Source organism: Pseudomonas germanica (assembly GCF_019614655.1).
In the GTDB taxonomy this organism is placed as follows: domain Bacteria; phylum Pseudomonadota; class Gammaproteobacteria; order Pseudomonadales; family Pseudomonadaceae; genus Aquipseudomonas; species Aquipseudomonas neuropathica.
Genome location: NZ_CP071586.1, coordinates 4,338,353 through 4,352,348, shown reverse-complemented (window position 1 = coordinate 4,352,348; position 13,996 = coordinate 4,338,353). Strand labels below are relative to the sequence as shown.

10 protein-coding genes are annotated in these 13,996 nt (G+C 57.9%); 4 read left to right on the top strand and 6 right to left on the bottom strand.

The genetic code is table 11. The features are described from left to right. Positions 1–197 precede the first annotated feature (197 nt). Positions 198–2,423 carry an NADP-dependent isocitrate dehydrogenase gene (locus J0G10_RS19150; protein WP_220556480.1) on the bottom strand — a complete coding sequence of 742 codons (2,226 nt, stop codon included), beginning with the start codon at positions 2,421–2,423 and terminating at the stop codon, positions 198–200. Positions 2,424–2,904: 481 nt separating this feature from the next. Between J0G10_RS19150 and icd the strand changes: the two genes are divergently transcribed. Further along, positions 2,905–4,161 (top strand): NADP-dependent isocitrate dehydrogenase, encoded by a 1,257-nt coding sequence (gene icd, locus J0G10_RS19145; protein WP_220556479.1) that lies wholly within the window; start codon positions 2,905–2,907, stop codon positions 4,159–4,161. Positions 4,162–4,247: 86 nt separating this feature from the next. Here the strand turns inward: icd and J0G10_RS30150 are convergent, their stop codons facing one another. Continuing rightward, positions 4,248–4,553, bottom strand: a complete 306-nt coding sequence (locus J0G10_RS30150) for a cold shock domain-containing protein (protein ID WP_095124702.1) — start codon at positions 4,551–4,553, stop codon at positions 4,248–4,250. Between the two features lie 224 nt (positions 4,554–4,777). On the opposite strand from J0G10_RS30150, the gene clpS reads away from it, so the two are divergent. Continuing rightward, on the top strand, positions 4,778–5,161 hold the full coding sequence (clpS, locus tag J0G10_RS19135) for an ATP-dependent Clp protease adapter ClpS (protein WP_011334948.1): 384 nt from the start codon (positions 4,778–4,780) through the stop codon (positions 5,159–5,161). A 30-nt stretch (positions 5,162–5,191) separates the two neighbouring features. Continuing rightward, positions 5,192–7,462 carry an ATP-dependent Clp protease ATP-binding subunit ClpA gene (gene clpA, locus J0G10_RS19130; protein ID WP_016987404.1) on the top strand — a complete coding sequence of 757 codons (2,271 nt, stop codon included), beginning with the start codon at positions 5,192–5,194 and terminating at the stop codon, positions 7,460–7,462. A 968-nt stretch (positions 7,463–8,430) separates the two neighbouring features. On the opposite strand, the gene infA is transcribed toward clpA, so the two are convergent. The 4 genes from infA to trxB all read right to left on the bottom strand — a co-directional run bounded on the left by infA (position 8,431) and on the right by trxB (position 11,228). Then, the gene (gene infA / locus J0G10_RS19125) at positions 8,431–8,649 is read right to left on the bottom strand and encodes a translation initiation factor IF-1 (protein ID WP_002553999.1); all 219 of its coding nucleotides are present in this window, start codon (positions 8,647–8,649) and stop codon (positions 8,431–8,433) included. Positions 8,650–8,761: 112 nt separating this feature from the next. Further along, complete coding sequence (locus tag J0G10_RS19120) at positions 8,762–9,469, bottom strand: arginyltransferase (protein WP_093434294.1); 708 nt, start codon at positions 9,467–9,469, stop codon at positions 8,762–8,764. Between the two features lie 57 nt (positions 9,470–9,526). After that, a complete protein-coding gene (gene aat / locus J0G10_RS19115; RefSeq protein ID WP_093434297.1) occupies positions 9,527–10,207 on the bottom strand; it encodes a leucyl/phenylalanyl-tRNA--protein transferase in 681 nt (226 codons plus the stop codon). 61 nt (positions 10,208–10,268) lie between these two features. Further along, positions 10,269–11,228: a thioredoxin-disulfide reductase gene (gene trxB / locus J0G10_RS19110; RefSeq protein WP_095048069.1), complete on the bottom strand. Its 960-nt coding sequence runs from the start codon at positions 11,226–11,228 to the stop codon at positions 10,269–10,271. Between the two features lie 297 nt (positions 11,229–11,525). On the opposite strand from trxB, the gene J0G10_RS19105 reads away from it, so the two are divergent. Then, positions 11,526–13,934, top strand: a complete 2,409-nt coding sequence (locus J0G10_RS19105) for a DNA translocase FtsK (RefSeq protein WP_034155142.1) — start codon at positions 11,526–11,528, stop codon at positions 13,932–13,934. The last annotated feature ends 62 nt before the right edge of the window (positions 13,935–13,996 follow it).

The following is a 13,996-nucleotide window of genomic DNA, read 5'->3' as shown; positions in this document are numbered from 1 at the left end:
TCCTCGTTTCTGAATATTGGAACCCGATCCCTGTGGGAGCTGGCTTGCCAGCGATGGCGGCCTATCATTCAGCATTGAAGGTGACTGATCCACCGCTATCGCTGGCAAGCCAGCTCCCACAGGGTTTTGTGGTGGTCATAAAGCCCGGAAACACAAACCCCGGCACAGGGCCGGGGTTCGTTTACAGCGCTACAACCTTAAACCAGCGCAGCAATCGCCGCGTTGAGGGTTGCGCTTGGGCGCATGGCCTTGCTGATCAGCTCGGCATTGGCGTGGTAGTAACCGCCGATGTCGACTGGCTTGCCCTGAACGGCGTTGAGCTCGGCAACGATGGTTGCTTCGTTCTCGGTCAGAGTCTTGGCCAGAGTCGCGAACTGCGCTTGCAGTGCAGCGTCTTCAGTCTGGGCAGCCAGGGCCTGAGCCCAGTACATCGCCAGATAGAAGTGGCTGCCGCGGTTGTCGATGTTGCCGACTTTGCGCGATGGCGACTTGTTGTTGTCGAGGAACTGGCCGGTGGCCTGATCCAGGGTTTTCGACAGCACCAGGGCTTTCGGGTTGTTGTAGTTCACACCCAAATGCTCAAGGGACGCTGCCAGTGCAAGGAATTCACCCAGCGAATCCCAGCGCAGGAAGTTCTCTTCAACCAGTTGCTGCACGTGCTTCGGTGCCGAACCGCCGGCGCCGGTTTCGAACAGGCCACCGCCGTTCATCAGCGGCACGATCGACAGCATCTTGGCGCTGGTGCCCAGTTCCATGATCGGGAACAGGTCGGTCAGGTAGTCGCGCAGTACGTTGCCGGTCACCGAAATGGTGTCCTTGCCTTCGCGGGTGCGCTGCAGGGTGTACTTCATGGCGTCGACCGGCGCCATGATCTGGATGTCCAGGCCGGTAGTGTCGTGATCCTTCAGGTAAGCCTGAACTTTCTCGATCACTACGCCATCGTGAGCGCGCATCGGGTCCAGCCAGAAGATCGCTGGAGTGCTGCTCGCGCGAGCGCGGTTGACGGCCAGTTTGACCCAGTCCTGGATCGGCGCGTCTTTGGTCTGGCACATGCGGAAGATGTCGCCGGCTTCAACAGCCTGTTCCATCAGCAGGTTGCCCTTGCTGTCGGTGACGCGAACCACGCCGTCAGCCTTGATCTGGAAAGTCTTGTCGTGCGAGCCGTACTCTTCGGCTTTCTTCGCCATCAGGCCAACGTTTGGCACGCTGCCCATGGTGGTCGGGTCGAAAGCGCCATTGGCTTTGCAATCTTCGATCACAGCCTGGTAGATGGTCGCGTAGCAACGATCCGGGATCACAGCCTTGGTGTCGTGCAGCTGACCGTCAGTGCCCCACATTTTGCCGGAGTCACGGATCATCGCTGGCATCGAGGCGTCAACGATAACGTCGCTCGGCACGTGCAGGTTGGTGATGCCTTTGTCGGAGTTGACCATCGCCAGCGATGGGCGAGCAGCGTAGACCGCGGCCATGTCAGCTTCGATCTGAGCTTGCTGCTCGGCCGGCAGGGCCTTGATGCGCGCGTACAGATCGCCGATGCCGTTGTTCAGGTTGAAGCCGATCTCGGCCAGCACGTCAGTGTGCTTGGTCAGGGCGTCTTTATAGAACTCGGCAACGATCTGGCCGAACATGATCGGGTCGGAGACCTTCATCATGGTTGCTTTCAAGTGAACCGAAAGCAGCACGCCTTGGGCCTTGGCGCTTTCGATTTCAGCAGCGATGAACGCGCGCAGGGCGTTTTTGCTCATTACGGCGCAGTCGAGGATCTCGCCGGCCTGAACGGTGGTTTTTTCTTTCAGAACGGTAGCGGTACCGTCTTTGGCGATCAGCTCGATCTTCACGGCGTCAGCGGCGTCGATCAGGGCAGCTTTTTCGCTGCCGTAGAAATCGCCGGTGCTCATGTGAGCGACGTGGGATTTGGAGTCTTTGGCCCAGGCGCCCATTTTGTGCGGGTGCTTGCGCGCGTAGTTCTTCACCGACAGCGGAGCGCGACGGTCAGAGTTACCTTCACGCAGAACCGGGTTCACGGCGCTGCCCTTGACCTTGTCGTAACGTGCCTTGGCATCTTTGTCGGCGTCGCTGGTCACGGTTTCCGGGTAGTCCGGGAGGTTGTAACCCTGAGCTTGCAGCTCTTTGATCGCGGCTTGCAACTGTGGCACCGAAGCGCTGATGTTCGGCAGCTTGATGATGTTGGCTTCAGGCGTAACGGCCAGGTCGCCCAGTTCGGCGAGGTGGTCGGCTACGGCTTTGTCGCCCAGTTGCTCGGGGAAGCTGGCCAGAATACGTGCTGCAAGAGAGATATCGCGGGTTTCCACGGCGATATCGGCCGAGGCGGTGTAAGCCTCGATGATCGGCAGCAGGGAATAGGTGGCGAGGGCTGGAGCTTCGTCGGTGAAGGTATAGATGATCTTCGAGCGGGTGGGCATATTCGGATTAACTCTCTCTTCTTTGCTAAAGCGTGCGCAGAAACTCGAGGGGCGCCGGGTAAGCGCGTTCGTTCAAAGTCATCCATGAACCGAATGTCGAGATTCTTCGCGGTGATGTTGGGTGCATCAGTAGAGCGTCAAGCAGTCGGACTGCGGTAACAACCCGACCAATCAGGCGGAAAGTCTCGTGCTAGAGAGGCCAGCCGTCGTGACCCTGTGGTCAGCGGGCGGCATTATACATAGGTAGCTGGCAATCTGCCGATGGTTCATATGCAACGATTCTCGTCCATTGGTCTAAAGGTCGCAGGGCGGGGTCGGGCGTAGAGTCGTCGCGAATGCTTGAGTTTGGCGCTTTTCCCTTTGCTTTCAGGCTTGTACGAAACGAGATGTAGGCGCGCCACGAACAGAGGGTTTGCGTGTTGATTTAACTGGGTTACGCTCGGACCAAGCCAGATGTTCAATCCAAACAATGGAGTTCAGCATGGGTTACAAGAAGATTCAGGTTCCAGCCGTCGGCGACAAAATCACCGTCAATGCAGACCATTCTCTCAATGTTCCTGATAACCCGATCATCCCCTTCATCGAAGGTGACGGCATTGGTGTCGACATCAGCCCGGTGATGATCAAGGTTGTCGATGCTGCAGTTCAAAAGGCATACGGCGGTAAACGCAAGATTTCCTGGATGGAAGTCTACGCCGGGGAAAAAGCCACTCAGGTTTACGATCAGGACACCTGGTTGCCTCAGGAAACTCTCGATGCCGTCAAGGATTACGTGGTTTCCATCAAAGGCCCGCTGACCACCCCGGTCGGTGGCGGCATCCGCTCGCTGAACGTGGCCCTGCGTCAGCAACTCGACCTGTACGTCTGCCTGCGCCCGGTGCGCTGGTTCGAAGGCGTACCAAGCCCGGTGAAAAAGCCCGCCGACGTCGACATGACCATTTTTCGCGAGAACTCCGAAGACATCTATGCGGGCATTGAGTGGAAGGCCGGTTCGCCGGAAGCCACCAAGGTCATCAAATTCCTTAAAGAAGAAATGGGCGTCACCAAGATCCGTTTCGACGAAAACTGCGGCATCGGCGTCAAGCCGGTTTCGCTGGAAGGCACCAAGCGTCTGGCGCGCAAGGCTCTGCAATATGTGGTCGACAATGACCGCGATTCGCTGACCATCGTGCACAAAGGCAACATCATGAAGTTCACCGAAGGTGCCTTCAAAGAGTGGGCCTACGAAGTGGCCGCCGAAGAATTCGGCGCGACCCTGCTCGACGGCGGCCCGTGGATGCAGTTCAAAAACCCGAAAACCGGCAAGAATGTTGTGGTCAAAGATGCCATCGCTGACGCCATGCTTCAGCAGATCCTCCTGCGCCCGGCCGAGTACGATGTGATCGCGACCCTGAACCTGAACGGCGACTACCTCTCCGACGCTTTGGCGGCGGAAGTGGGCGGTATCGGTATCGCGCCGGGTGCGAACCTGTCCGACACCGTGGCGATGTTCGAAGCGACCCACGGTACGGCGCCGAAGTATGCTGGCAAGGATCAGGTCAACCCTGGCTCGCTGATTCTCTCGGCAGAAATGATGCTGCGGCACATGGGCTGGACCGAAGCGGCGGATCTGATCATCAAGGGCACCAACGGTGCTATTTCGGCCAAGACTGTGACCTATGACTTTGAGCGTCTGATGGACGGAGCCAAATTGGTTTCGTCTTCGGGTTTCGGCGATGCGCTGATTTCGCATATGTAAAACGCGGGCACATAAAAACCGCCTGACTCTTCATTGAGTCAGGCGGTTTTTTATTGCTTGGGATATTCAGGTGAAGATCAGTCAGCTCACGCTTTGGCAGTTGCGGCGGCAGCAGCAGCGGCAGCGCCAAAAGCAGCACTCTCAGCGGGGCTGGATGGTTCAATGATGACGTTTGTGATTTTTAGGGCATGCAGCCCCTTGGGACCTTGAACAATCTCAAAACTCACCAGTTGTCCGGCCTTTAGCGTTTTATACCCCTCCATCTCAATGGCGGAGTAGTGCGCAAAGAAATCAATCTCTTTTCCGTCTTCATCGCGGCCTTCGCGGGCGTCGGTATTGATAAAGCCGAATCCCTTGGCATTGTTGAACCATTTCACCTTGCCGACAGCCATGCTCAAATCCCTCTGCAACAGACTCCATCGCTGGAGTATCATCCAATTCATCCGCAATCTAATCCGTTAAAAGGATTGACTCCGCGGATCTTTTTTACCCACTGTGGGCTCTATTGGTTGTAACACCGTTTTCCCGATAGTCAAGGTGACCGGGCAGTCGGAGTTGAAAACGTGGACAACCGCCCCCACCACTGTATTTGCACAACTGACGAACCTTTCTTTCCATGCATGCAATCAGCCAGATTCGACTAACATTCAATCAGGATCGCCCGCTTCTCCAAAAGGATCTTCCACAGGAGCACGACGACGATTCGGCAGGCGTTGCTGTTCAGGAAGCAAAGCCTGCGTTACAGGCGCCGCCGATGTACAAGGTGGTTTTGTTTAATGATGACTACACACCGATGGATTTCGTCGTCGAAGTGCTCGAGGTGTTTTTTAACCTGAATCGCGAGCTGGCGACCAAGGTCATGCTGGCCGTTCACACAGAAGGACGGGCAGTATGTGGAGTGTTTACCCGCGACATCGCCGAGACAAAGGCCATGCAGGTCAACCAGTACGCCAGGGAAAGCCAGCATCCGCTACTCTGTGAAATCGAGAAGGACGGTTAATCGCCGACCACTTGGGTATGAGGTGAAGCTATGTTAAACCGCGAGCTCGAAGTCACCCTCAATCTAGCCTTCAAGGAGGCTCGTTCGAAACGTCATGAATTCATGACCGTCGAACACCTTTTGCTGGCCCTATTGGACAATGAGGCTGCCGCCACCGTTTTGCGTGCCTGCGGCGCAAACCTCGACAAACTCAAGCATGATCTGCAGGAGTTCATCGACTCCACCACGCCATTGATCCCCGTTCATGACGAAGATCGTGAAACCCAGCCAACCCTGGGCTTCCAGCGTGTACTGCAACGTGCTGTTTTCCACGTACAGAGCTCGGGCAAACGCGAAGTAACCGGCGCCAACGTGCTGGTTGCCATCTTCAGTGAGCAAGAGAGTCAGGCAGTGTTCCTGCTGAAACAGCAGAGCGTTGCGCGCATCGATGTCGTCAATTACATCGCACACGGCATTTCCAAAGTGCCGGGGCATGGCGATCACTCTGAAGGTGAACAAGATATGCAGGACGACGAGGGCGGTGAGTCTTCTTCTTCAGGCAATCCTCTGGATGCTTATGCCAGCAACCTCAACGAGCTCGCGCGCCAGGGTCGCATCGACCCGTTGGTCGGCCGTGAATCGGAAGTCGAGCGTGTCGCGCAGATTCTCGCGCGTCGGCGCAAAAACAATCCGCTGCTGGTGGGCGAGGCGGGCGTGGGTAAAACCGCGATTGCCGAAGGTCTGGCCAAGCGTATTGTCGACAACCAGGTGCCGGATCTGTTGGCCAACAGCGTTGTTTACTCGCTCGACCTCGGTGCTCTGCTCGCGGGCACCAAGTATCGCGGTGATTTCGAGAAGCGCTTCAAGGCGCTGCTCAATGAACTGAAAAAACGTCCGCAGGCGATCCTGTTTATCGATGAGATCCACACCATCATCGGTGCCGGCGCTGCGTCTGGTGGCGTGATGGATGCCTCGAACCTGCTCAAACCGTTGCTGTCGTCTGGCGACATCCGTTGCATCGGTTCGACCACGTTCCAGGAATTCCGCGGCATCTTCGAGAAGGATCGTGCCTTGGCGCGTCGCTTCCAGAAGGTCGATGTCGTCGAGCCATCGGTGGAAGACACCATCGGTATCCTGCGCGGCCTGAAAGGGCGTTTCGAGCAGCACCACAACATCGAATACAGCGATGAGTCATTGCGTGCTGCGGCAGAACTCGCGTCGCGCTACATCAATGACCGGCATATGCCGGACAAGGCCATCGACGTGATCGACGAGGCGGGCGCCTATCAGCGCCTGCAACCGGTCGAAAAACGTGTGAAGCGCATCGAGGTGCCGCAGGTTGAAGACATCGTCGCGAAAATCGCGCGGATTCCGCCGAAGCACGTCACCAGTTCCGACAAGGAGCTGCTGCGTAACCTCGAGCGTGACCTGAAGCTGACGGTGTTTGGTCAGGACGCGGCGATCGATTCGCTGTCGACTGCGATCAAACTGTCGCGTGCCGGCCTGAAGTCGCCTGACAAGCCCGTCGGTTCGTTCCTGTTCGCAGGCCCGACCGGTGTTGGTAAAACCGAGGCTGCGCGGCAATTGGCCAAGGCGTTGGGGATCGAGCTGGTTCGCTTCGACATGTCCGAGTACATGGAGCGTCACACCGTATCGCGCCTGATCGGTGCGCCTCCGGGCTATGTCGGCTTTGATCAAGGCGGTCTGTTGACCGAAGCGATCACCAAGCAACCGCATTGCGTATTGCTCCTCGATGAGATCGAGAAGGCACATCCGGAAGTCTTCAACCTGCTGTTGCAGGTGATGGACCACGGTACGCTGACCGACAACAACGGGCGCAAGGCGGACTTCCGCAACGTGATTGTGATCATGACCACCAACGCCGGTGCCGAAACGGCGGCGCGTGCTTCGATCGGTTTCACCCATCAGGACCACTCGTCTGATGCGATGGAAGTGATCAAGAAGAGCTTTACGCCGGAGTTCCGTAACCGTCTGGACACCATTATCCAGTTTGGTCGCCTCAGCCATGAGGTCATCAAAAGTGTGGTGGACAAGTTCCTCACCGAGCTTCAGGCGCAGTTGGAAGACAAGCGTGTGTTGCTTGAGGTCACTGATGCTGCGCGTAGTTGGCTGGCGGCGGGTGGTTATGACTCGGCGATGGGTGCGCGTCCGATGGCACGTCTGATCCAGGACAAGATCAAGCGTCCGTTGGCGGAGGAGATTCTGTTTGGCGAGCTGGCCGAGCATGGCGGTGTGGTGCACATCGACATCAAGGATGGTGAGTTGACGTTTGACTTCGAGACCACTGCAGAAATGGCCTGACGGCCTTGGATCAAGAGGGCGCCTTCGGGCGCCTTTTTGTTGTCTGGGGTTTTTGGGTGAATATCCGTTGCTGCGGTGATGGCTGATTAGGGTTCCGCCCTTACGGCGGGTCACTTTTTCCAGACGCCGAAAAAGTAACCAAAAAGGCTTGCTCCTACGTGCGGCCCACTCGCTAAAGCTCGGGGTTCCTTCGCTCCGGGATCGATCCGGGGGCAGCGCCTACGGTTTGCTTCGCTGCACCTCCTCTCGCTGTGTTTGGCTTCGCCAAACGGTCGCTGCGCTCCCACACCCGGATCAATCCCTCCACTCAGCCTTCCGACGTCGCCTTACAGATCAAGAGCTGCAGCCGAGCTAACGCTCATCCTGTTGAGTGGTGAAGAGCACAGCGCGGTCGGCTGTGGTTTTGTGGTGGATTTGCCCCTCATCGGAACGCCGCCCGCCCAGCCCTCTCCCGAGGGAGAGGGGGCCGATTTTCGGGCGTTTCAAAACCTGAGTTCACCGCGGTACCACATGTCGGCATACCTCCCCCAAACACCACGGTCAGTCCCCTCTCCCTCCGGGAGAGGGTTAGGGTGAGGGGCTCTTGATCTGGCTCTTGATCTAGCTTTGGCTTTTGATCTTTTGCCCCATCGGCAGGCCGAGCGGAGGTGTTCATCCGGGGGTAGGCGCGTAGCGCCGTGCGGCGTAGCCGCATACATCGAGAGGAGGTGCAGCGAAGCAAACCGTAGGCGATGCCCCAGGATGGACACCGTAGCGAGGGAACGCTGAGCCTAGGCGAAGTGCCGTACGCCAGGGGCAAAGCCTTTTGGTTCCTTTTTGGCGTTTGAAAAAGGGACTCGCTGTAAGAGCGAAACCGCCAGCGGCCGCACCCGAAAAAACGGATATGCCCCCAAACCCCAAACCCCAAACCCCAAAACGCAGACAAACAAAAACGCCCGGCATAAACCGGGCGTTCTGTATTGACTTGATTAACGAGCGCGGTAAGTGATGCGCCCTTTGCTCAAGTCATAGGGCGTCAGCTCGACGCGCACTTTGTCACCGGTAAGAATACGAATGTAGTTCTTGCGCATCTTGCCGGAAATATGCGCGGTTACGACGTGCCCATTTTCCAACTCCACACGAAACATGGTGTTGGGCAGGGTGTCGACGACAGTGCCTTCCATTTCGAAGCTGTCTTCTTTCGACATGCAGTAAAGCCCTCGGTATCCAATGAATGGCCCGGTGCAACTGCGCCAGGCAAAAGCGGCGTGCATTGTGCCCGAAAAATGGGGTTTACGCCAAGGGGTTTACGGCTTGGGTTTAGTTGAGGATCACCCAGCGCTGATTAATCAGCAGTTCGATGGGGCGATATTGCGTCTTGTAGTTCATCTTTTTGCAGTTCTTGATCCAGTAACCGAGGTATACCGCCTCAAGCCCGAGGCGCTGGCTCTCGGCGATTTGCCAGAGGATGGCAAATCGGCCAAGGCTGCGGCGTTCTTCGGCGGGTTCGTAAAAGGTGTACACCGCTGACAAACCGTTCGGCAGTAAATCGGTGACCGCCACGGCGAGCAACCGTCCGTCGAGTCGGAACTCGTAAAAACGCGAGAACGGCAAGTCGCGGACCAGAAACGTTGCGAACTGATCACGGCTCGGCGGGTACATGTCGCCGTCTGCGTGACGCTGTTCGATGTAACGCTGATACAGATCGAAATATTCTTCGCTGAATTGCGGTTTGGCCGGGCGCACCTGCAAATCCGTATTGCGCTTGAGAATCCGCTTCTGCTGACGATTGGGCATGAACTGCGCCACGGGAATGCGCGCAGGTACGCACGCATTGCAGTTCTGGCAATGCGGCCGGTACAGATGATCGCCGCTGCGACGAAAGCCCATTTCCGACAGGTCTGCGTAGACATGCACATCCATGGGCTGACTCGGATCGAGAAACAGGGTCGTGGCCTGCTCCTCGGGCAGATAACTGCAAGAGTGAGGCTGAGTGGCATAGAACTTCAATCGCGCCAACTCGGTCATGATCAACCCTCGGGATAAGCTGGTGAATTAAGTGTAAGCCACGCGCGCAAAAGTCGCTCAGCAAACCCAGGTGGCACGATTGGGTTGGTCCAGATGGCGGGCCAGATAGTCGGCGAATTCCTGGCGGGGAATGGCTCTGGCGCCGAGGCTGTGCAGATGATCGGTCGGCATCTGGCAATCGATCAGCACGAATCCCGAGTCTTTCAGGTGCCGCACAAGGGTGGCAAAGCCGAATTTCGAGGCATTGTCGGCGCGGCTGAACATCGATTCACCAAAAAACAATTGGCCCATCGCCAGGCCGTACAGGCCACCGACCAGTTCGCCCTGATCCCAGACCTCCACCGAATGCGCGAAGCCGCGACGATGCAGTTCGACATAGGCGTCCTGCATCGCCTCGGTGATCCAGGTGCCATCGGCGTAATCCCGTGGTGCGGCACAGGCGCGGATCACGGCATCGAAATCCTGATCGAAGGTCACTTGATAGCGTTCCTGACGCAGCAGTTTGCCGAGGCTGCGCGAGACATGCAGTTCGTCGGGAAACAATACCGTGCGCGGATCCGGCGACCACCAGAGAATCGGCTGACCCTCGGAAAACCATGGAAAGCAGCCATGGCGATAAGCTTGAATCAGCCGGTCGGCCGACAAATCGCCACCCGCAGCCAGCAATCCGTTGGGGTCGCGCATGGCCTTTTCCAGTGGCGGAAAAGTCAGGGAATTACGTTGTAACCAAGTCAGCATGGCATCCAGGCTTACAGAAGGGGAGGGCGGTGGGGCGTCTGGCCCGCGATAAAGTGTGCCGTTAAATGACAGGAATGTCGTCCAGATACTTCTCGGCATCCAGTGCGGCCATACACCCGGCACCGGCTGATGTTACCGCCTGGCGGTAAACGTGGTCAGCCACGTCACCGGCGGCAAATACCCCGGGAATCTCGGTGGCGGTGGCGTCGCCGTCGCTGCCGCCCTTGACCCGCAAGTAGCCGTCGCGCATCGGCAACTGGCCTTGGAACAGGTCGGTGTTGGGCTTGTGACCAATGGCAATGAATACGCCGGCCAACGCCAGTTCGCGGGTTTCGCCGGTATGACTGTCCCGCAGTCGCGCGCCGGTGACGCCGCTGGCATCGCCGAGCACTTCGTCGAGATTCTGGTTCCAGTGCAGGCGCACGTTGCCGTTCGCAGCTTTCTCGAACAGTTTGTCCTGAAGGATTTTCTCCGAACGCAGCTTGTCGCGACGATGGATCAGGTGCACCTCCCTGGCGATGTTCGACAGATAAAGTGCCTCCTCAACCGCCGTATTGCCGCCGCCGACTACGGCGACCACCTGATTGCGATAGAAGAAGCCGTCACAGGTCGCACAGGCGGAAACGCCTTTGCCGGCGAAGGCTTCTTCCGAGGGCAAGCCGAGATACTGCGCCGAGGCGCCGGTGGCAATGATCAGTGCGTCGCAGGTGTAAGTGCCGCTGTCGCCGATAAGCTCGAACGGGCGCTGCTGCAACTTGGCGGTGTGGATGTGGTCGTAAACGATCTCTGTGGCAAAGCGTTCGGCGTGTTTTTGCATACGTTCCATCAGCGCCGGGCCGGTGAGGCCTTCGACGTCACCGGGCCAGTTGTCGACCTCGACGGTGGTGGTGAGCTGGCCACCGGCCTGCAGGCCGGTGATGACCACGGGTTTGAGGTTGGCGCGGGCGGCATACACGGCAGCGCTGTAACCGGCCGGGCCGGAGCCAAGGATGATCAGGCGTGAATGCTTCGCTACGTTCATCAAATAGACCTCATAAGCCTTTGTCACAAAAGGTAATGCATGCTCAAATTGAGTCGCGGCCTCTGTGTGCTTGACTATGCTCAATCCTGGGGCTTGAAGCATGGCATCGGACGCACAAACCCGTACAATGCCGGGCTGTTACAGAATGTTCGCCGTGTGCTGTATTTATAAAAGCGGCAGCACAGTGTTAAAAGTAGTCTCAGTTGCGCTCGTTCACTTTTTTACCTGCCTGGATTGGGCAGTTTTTTATCGTCATTCAATAGATGGACGCGCCTTGGGCGCAGGAAAAGAAGCGTTTTGAAGAAATCCACCGAAGCACCAAAAACAGTCGTCCCGCTCTGGCGCCAACAGTTGCACTACCGGCTCAAGGAAGGTGCATTGATCGCCATCGGCGCCTTGTGCCTGTTCCTGATGATGGCTTTGCTGACCTACGGCAAGGACGATCCAGGCTGGAGCCACAACAGCAAGATCGATGACGTACAGAATTTCGGCGGCCCGGCGGGCTCCTACAGCGCCGACATCCTGTTCATGGTGCTGGGTTACTTCGCCTATATCTTCCCGTTGCTGCTGGCGATCAAGGCGTACCAGATTTTCCGCCAGCGCCACGAGCCGTGGCAGTGGAGCGGCTGGCTGTTCTCCTGGCGTCTGATCGGTCTGGTGTTTCTGGTGCTGTCTGGCGCTGCGCTGGCGCATCTGCACTTTCACGCGGCCTCGGGCCTGCCGGCGGGAGCTGGTGGCGCGCTGGGCGAAAGCCTCGGCAATCTGGCGAAGAATGCACTGAATATTCAGGGCAGCACCCTGTTGTTTATTGCGTTGTTCCTGTTCGGTCTGACGGTGTTCACTGATCTGTCGTGGTTCAAGGTGATGGATATCACCGGCAAGATCACCCTTGATCTGTTCGAACTGTTTCAAGGCGCGCTCAATCGCTGGTGGTCGGCCCGTACCGAGCGCAAGCAGTTGGTTGCGCAATTGCGTGAAGTCGACGATCGCGTGCATGACGTGGTCGCGCCGACGGTCACTGACAAGCGCGAACAAGCCAAAGTCAAAGAACGCCTGATCGAACGTGAGCAAGCCCTGAGCAAGCACATGTCCGACCGCGAGAAACAAGTGCCGCCGGTTATCGCCCCGGCCCCGGCCAAGGCGCCCGAGCCAAGCAAGCGCGTGCAGAAAGAGAAACAGGTGCCGTTGTTCGTCGACAGCGCCGTGGAAGGCACTTTGCCGCCGATTTCGATTCTTGATCCGGCGGAAAAGAAACAACTCAATTACTCACCGGAATCCCTGGCGGCGGTTGGCCATTTGCTGGAGATCAAGCTCAAGGAGTTCGGTGTCGAGGTCACGGTGGATTCGATCCACCCGGGTCCGGTGATTACCCGTTACGAAATTCAGCCTGCCGCCGGCGTGAAAGTCAGCCGCATCGCCAACCTCGCCAAAGACCTCGCGCGTTCGCTGGCCGTGACCAGCGTACGTGTGGTCGAGGTGATTCCGGGCAAGACCACCGTCGGTATCGAGATTCCCAACGAAGACCGGCAGATCGTGCGCTTCTCCGAAGTGCTGTCGACGCCTGAGTACGACAATTTCAAATCGCCGGTCACCCTGGCGCTGGGTCACGACATCGGCGGTAAGCCGGTCATTACTGACCTGGCGAAGATGCCGCACTTGCTGGTGGCCGGTACGACCGGTTCCGGTAAGTCGGTGGGTGTGAACGCGATGATCCTGTCGATCCTGTTCAAGTCCGGCCCGGAAGACGCCAAGCTGATCATGATCGACCCGAAAATGTTGGAACTGTCGATCTACGAAGGCATTCCGCACTTGCTGTGCCCGGTCGTTACCGACATGAAGGACGCCGCCAACGCCTTGCGCTGGAGCGTTGCCGAGATGGAGCGCCGCTACAAGCTGATGGCGAAAATGGGCGTGCGCAACCTGTCCGGCTTCAACGCCAAGGTCAAGGAAGCGCAGGATGCCGGCGAACCGTTGAGCGATCCGCTGTACAAGCGTGAAAGCATTCACGACGAAGCGCCGCTGCTGCAGAAACTGCCGACCATCGTCGTGGTGGTCGACGAATTCGCCGACATGATGATGATCGTCGGCAAGAAGGTTGAAGAACTGATCGCCCGTATCGCCCAGAAGGCCCGTGCTGCCGGTATTCACTTGATCCTCGCCACCCAGCGGCCATCGGTGGACGTGATCACCGGTCTGATCAAGGCCAACATTCCGACGCGTATGGCGTTCCAGGTGTCGAGCAAGATCGACTCCCGCACCATCATCGATCAGGGTGGCGCCGAACAGCTGCTCGGTCACGGTGACATGCTCTACATGCCGCCGGGCACCAGCCTGCCGATCCGGGTTCACGGTGCGTTCGTATCCGACGATGAAGTACACCGTGTGGTCGAAGCGTGGAAACTGCGCGGCGCTCCGGAATACAACGATGACATCCTCAACGGTGTCGAAGAAGCCGGCAGCGGTTTTGAAGGCAGCAGCGGTGGCGGTGACGGCGATGATCCGGAAGCCGACGCGCTGTACGACGAAGCTGTACAGTTTGTGCTGGAAAGCCGTCGCGCCTCGATTTCCGCGGTACAGCGCAAGCTGAAGATCGGCTACAACCGCGCTGCACGGATGATCGAAGCCATGGAAATGGCCGGGGTCGTCACCTCGATGAACACCAACGGTTCCCGTGAAGTCCTGGCCCCAGGCCCGGTACGCGACTGATTGCAAACGCAAGAGGCGGGACAATGATGTGCCGCCGCTCTCCCAACGAGTATTCAAGAGGA

Excerpts from the sequence above, each read along its gene's own strand:
- J0G10_RS19120 (WP_093434294.1), bottom strand. The coding sequence starts at position 9,469 with ATGACCGAGTTGGCGCGATTGAAGTTCTATGCCACTCAGCCTCACTCT.
- J0G10_RS30150 (WP_095124702.1), bottom strand. The coding sequence starts at position 4,553 with ATGGCTGTCGGCAAGGTGAAATGGTTCAACAATGCCAAGGGATTCGGC.
- infA (WP_002553999.1), bottom strand. The coding sequence starts at position 8,649 with ATGTCGAAAGAAGACAGCTTCGAAATGGAAGGCACTGTCGTCGACACC.
- trxB (WP_095048069.1), bottom strand. The coding sequence starts at position 11,228 with ATGAACGTAGCGAAGCATTCACGCCTGATCATCCTTGGCTCCGGCCCG.
- aat (WP_093434297.1), bottom strand. The coding sequence starts at position 10,207 with ATGCTGACTTGGTTACAACGTAATTCCCTGACTTTTCCGCCACTGGAA.
- J0G10_RS19150 (WP_220556480.1), bottom strand. The coding sequence starts at position 2,423 with ATGCCCACCCGCTCGAAGATCATCTATACCTTCACCGACGAAGCTCCA.
- icd (WP_220556479.1), top strand. The coding sequence starts at position 2,905 with ATGGGTTACAAGAAGATTCAGGTTCCAGCCGTCGGCGACAAAATCACC.
- clpS (WP_011334948.1), top strand. The coding sequence starts at position 4,778 with ATGCATGCAATCAGCCAGATTCGACTAACATTCAATCAGGATCGCCCG.
- clpA (WP_016987404.1), top strand. The coding sequence starts at position 5,192 with ATGTTAAACCGCGAGCTCGAAGTCACCCTCAATCTAGCCTTCAAGGAG.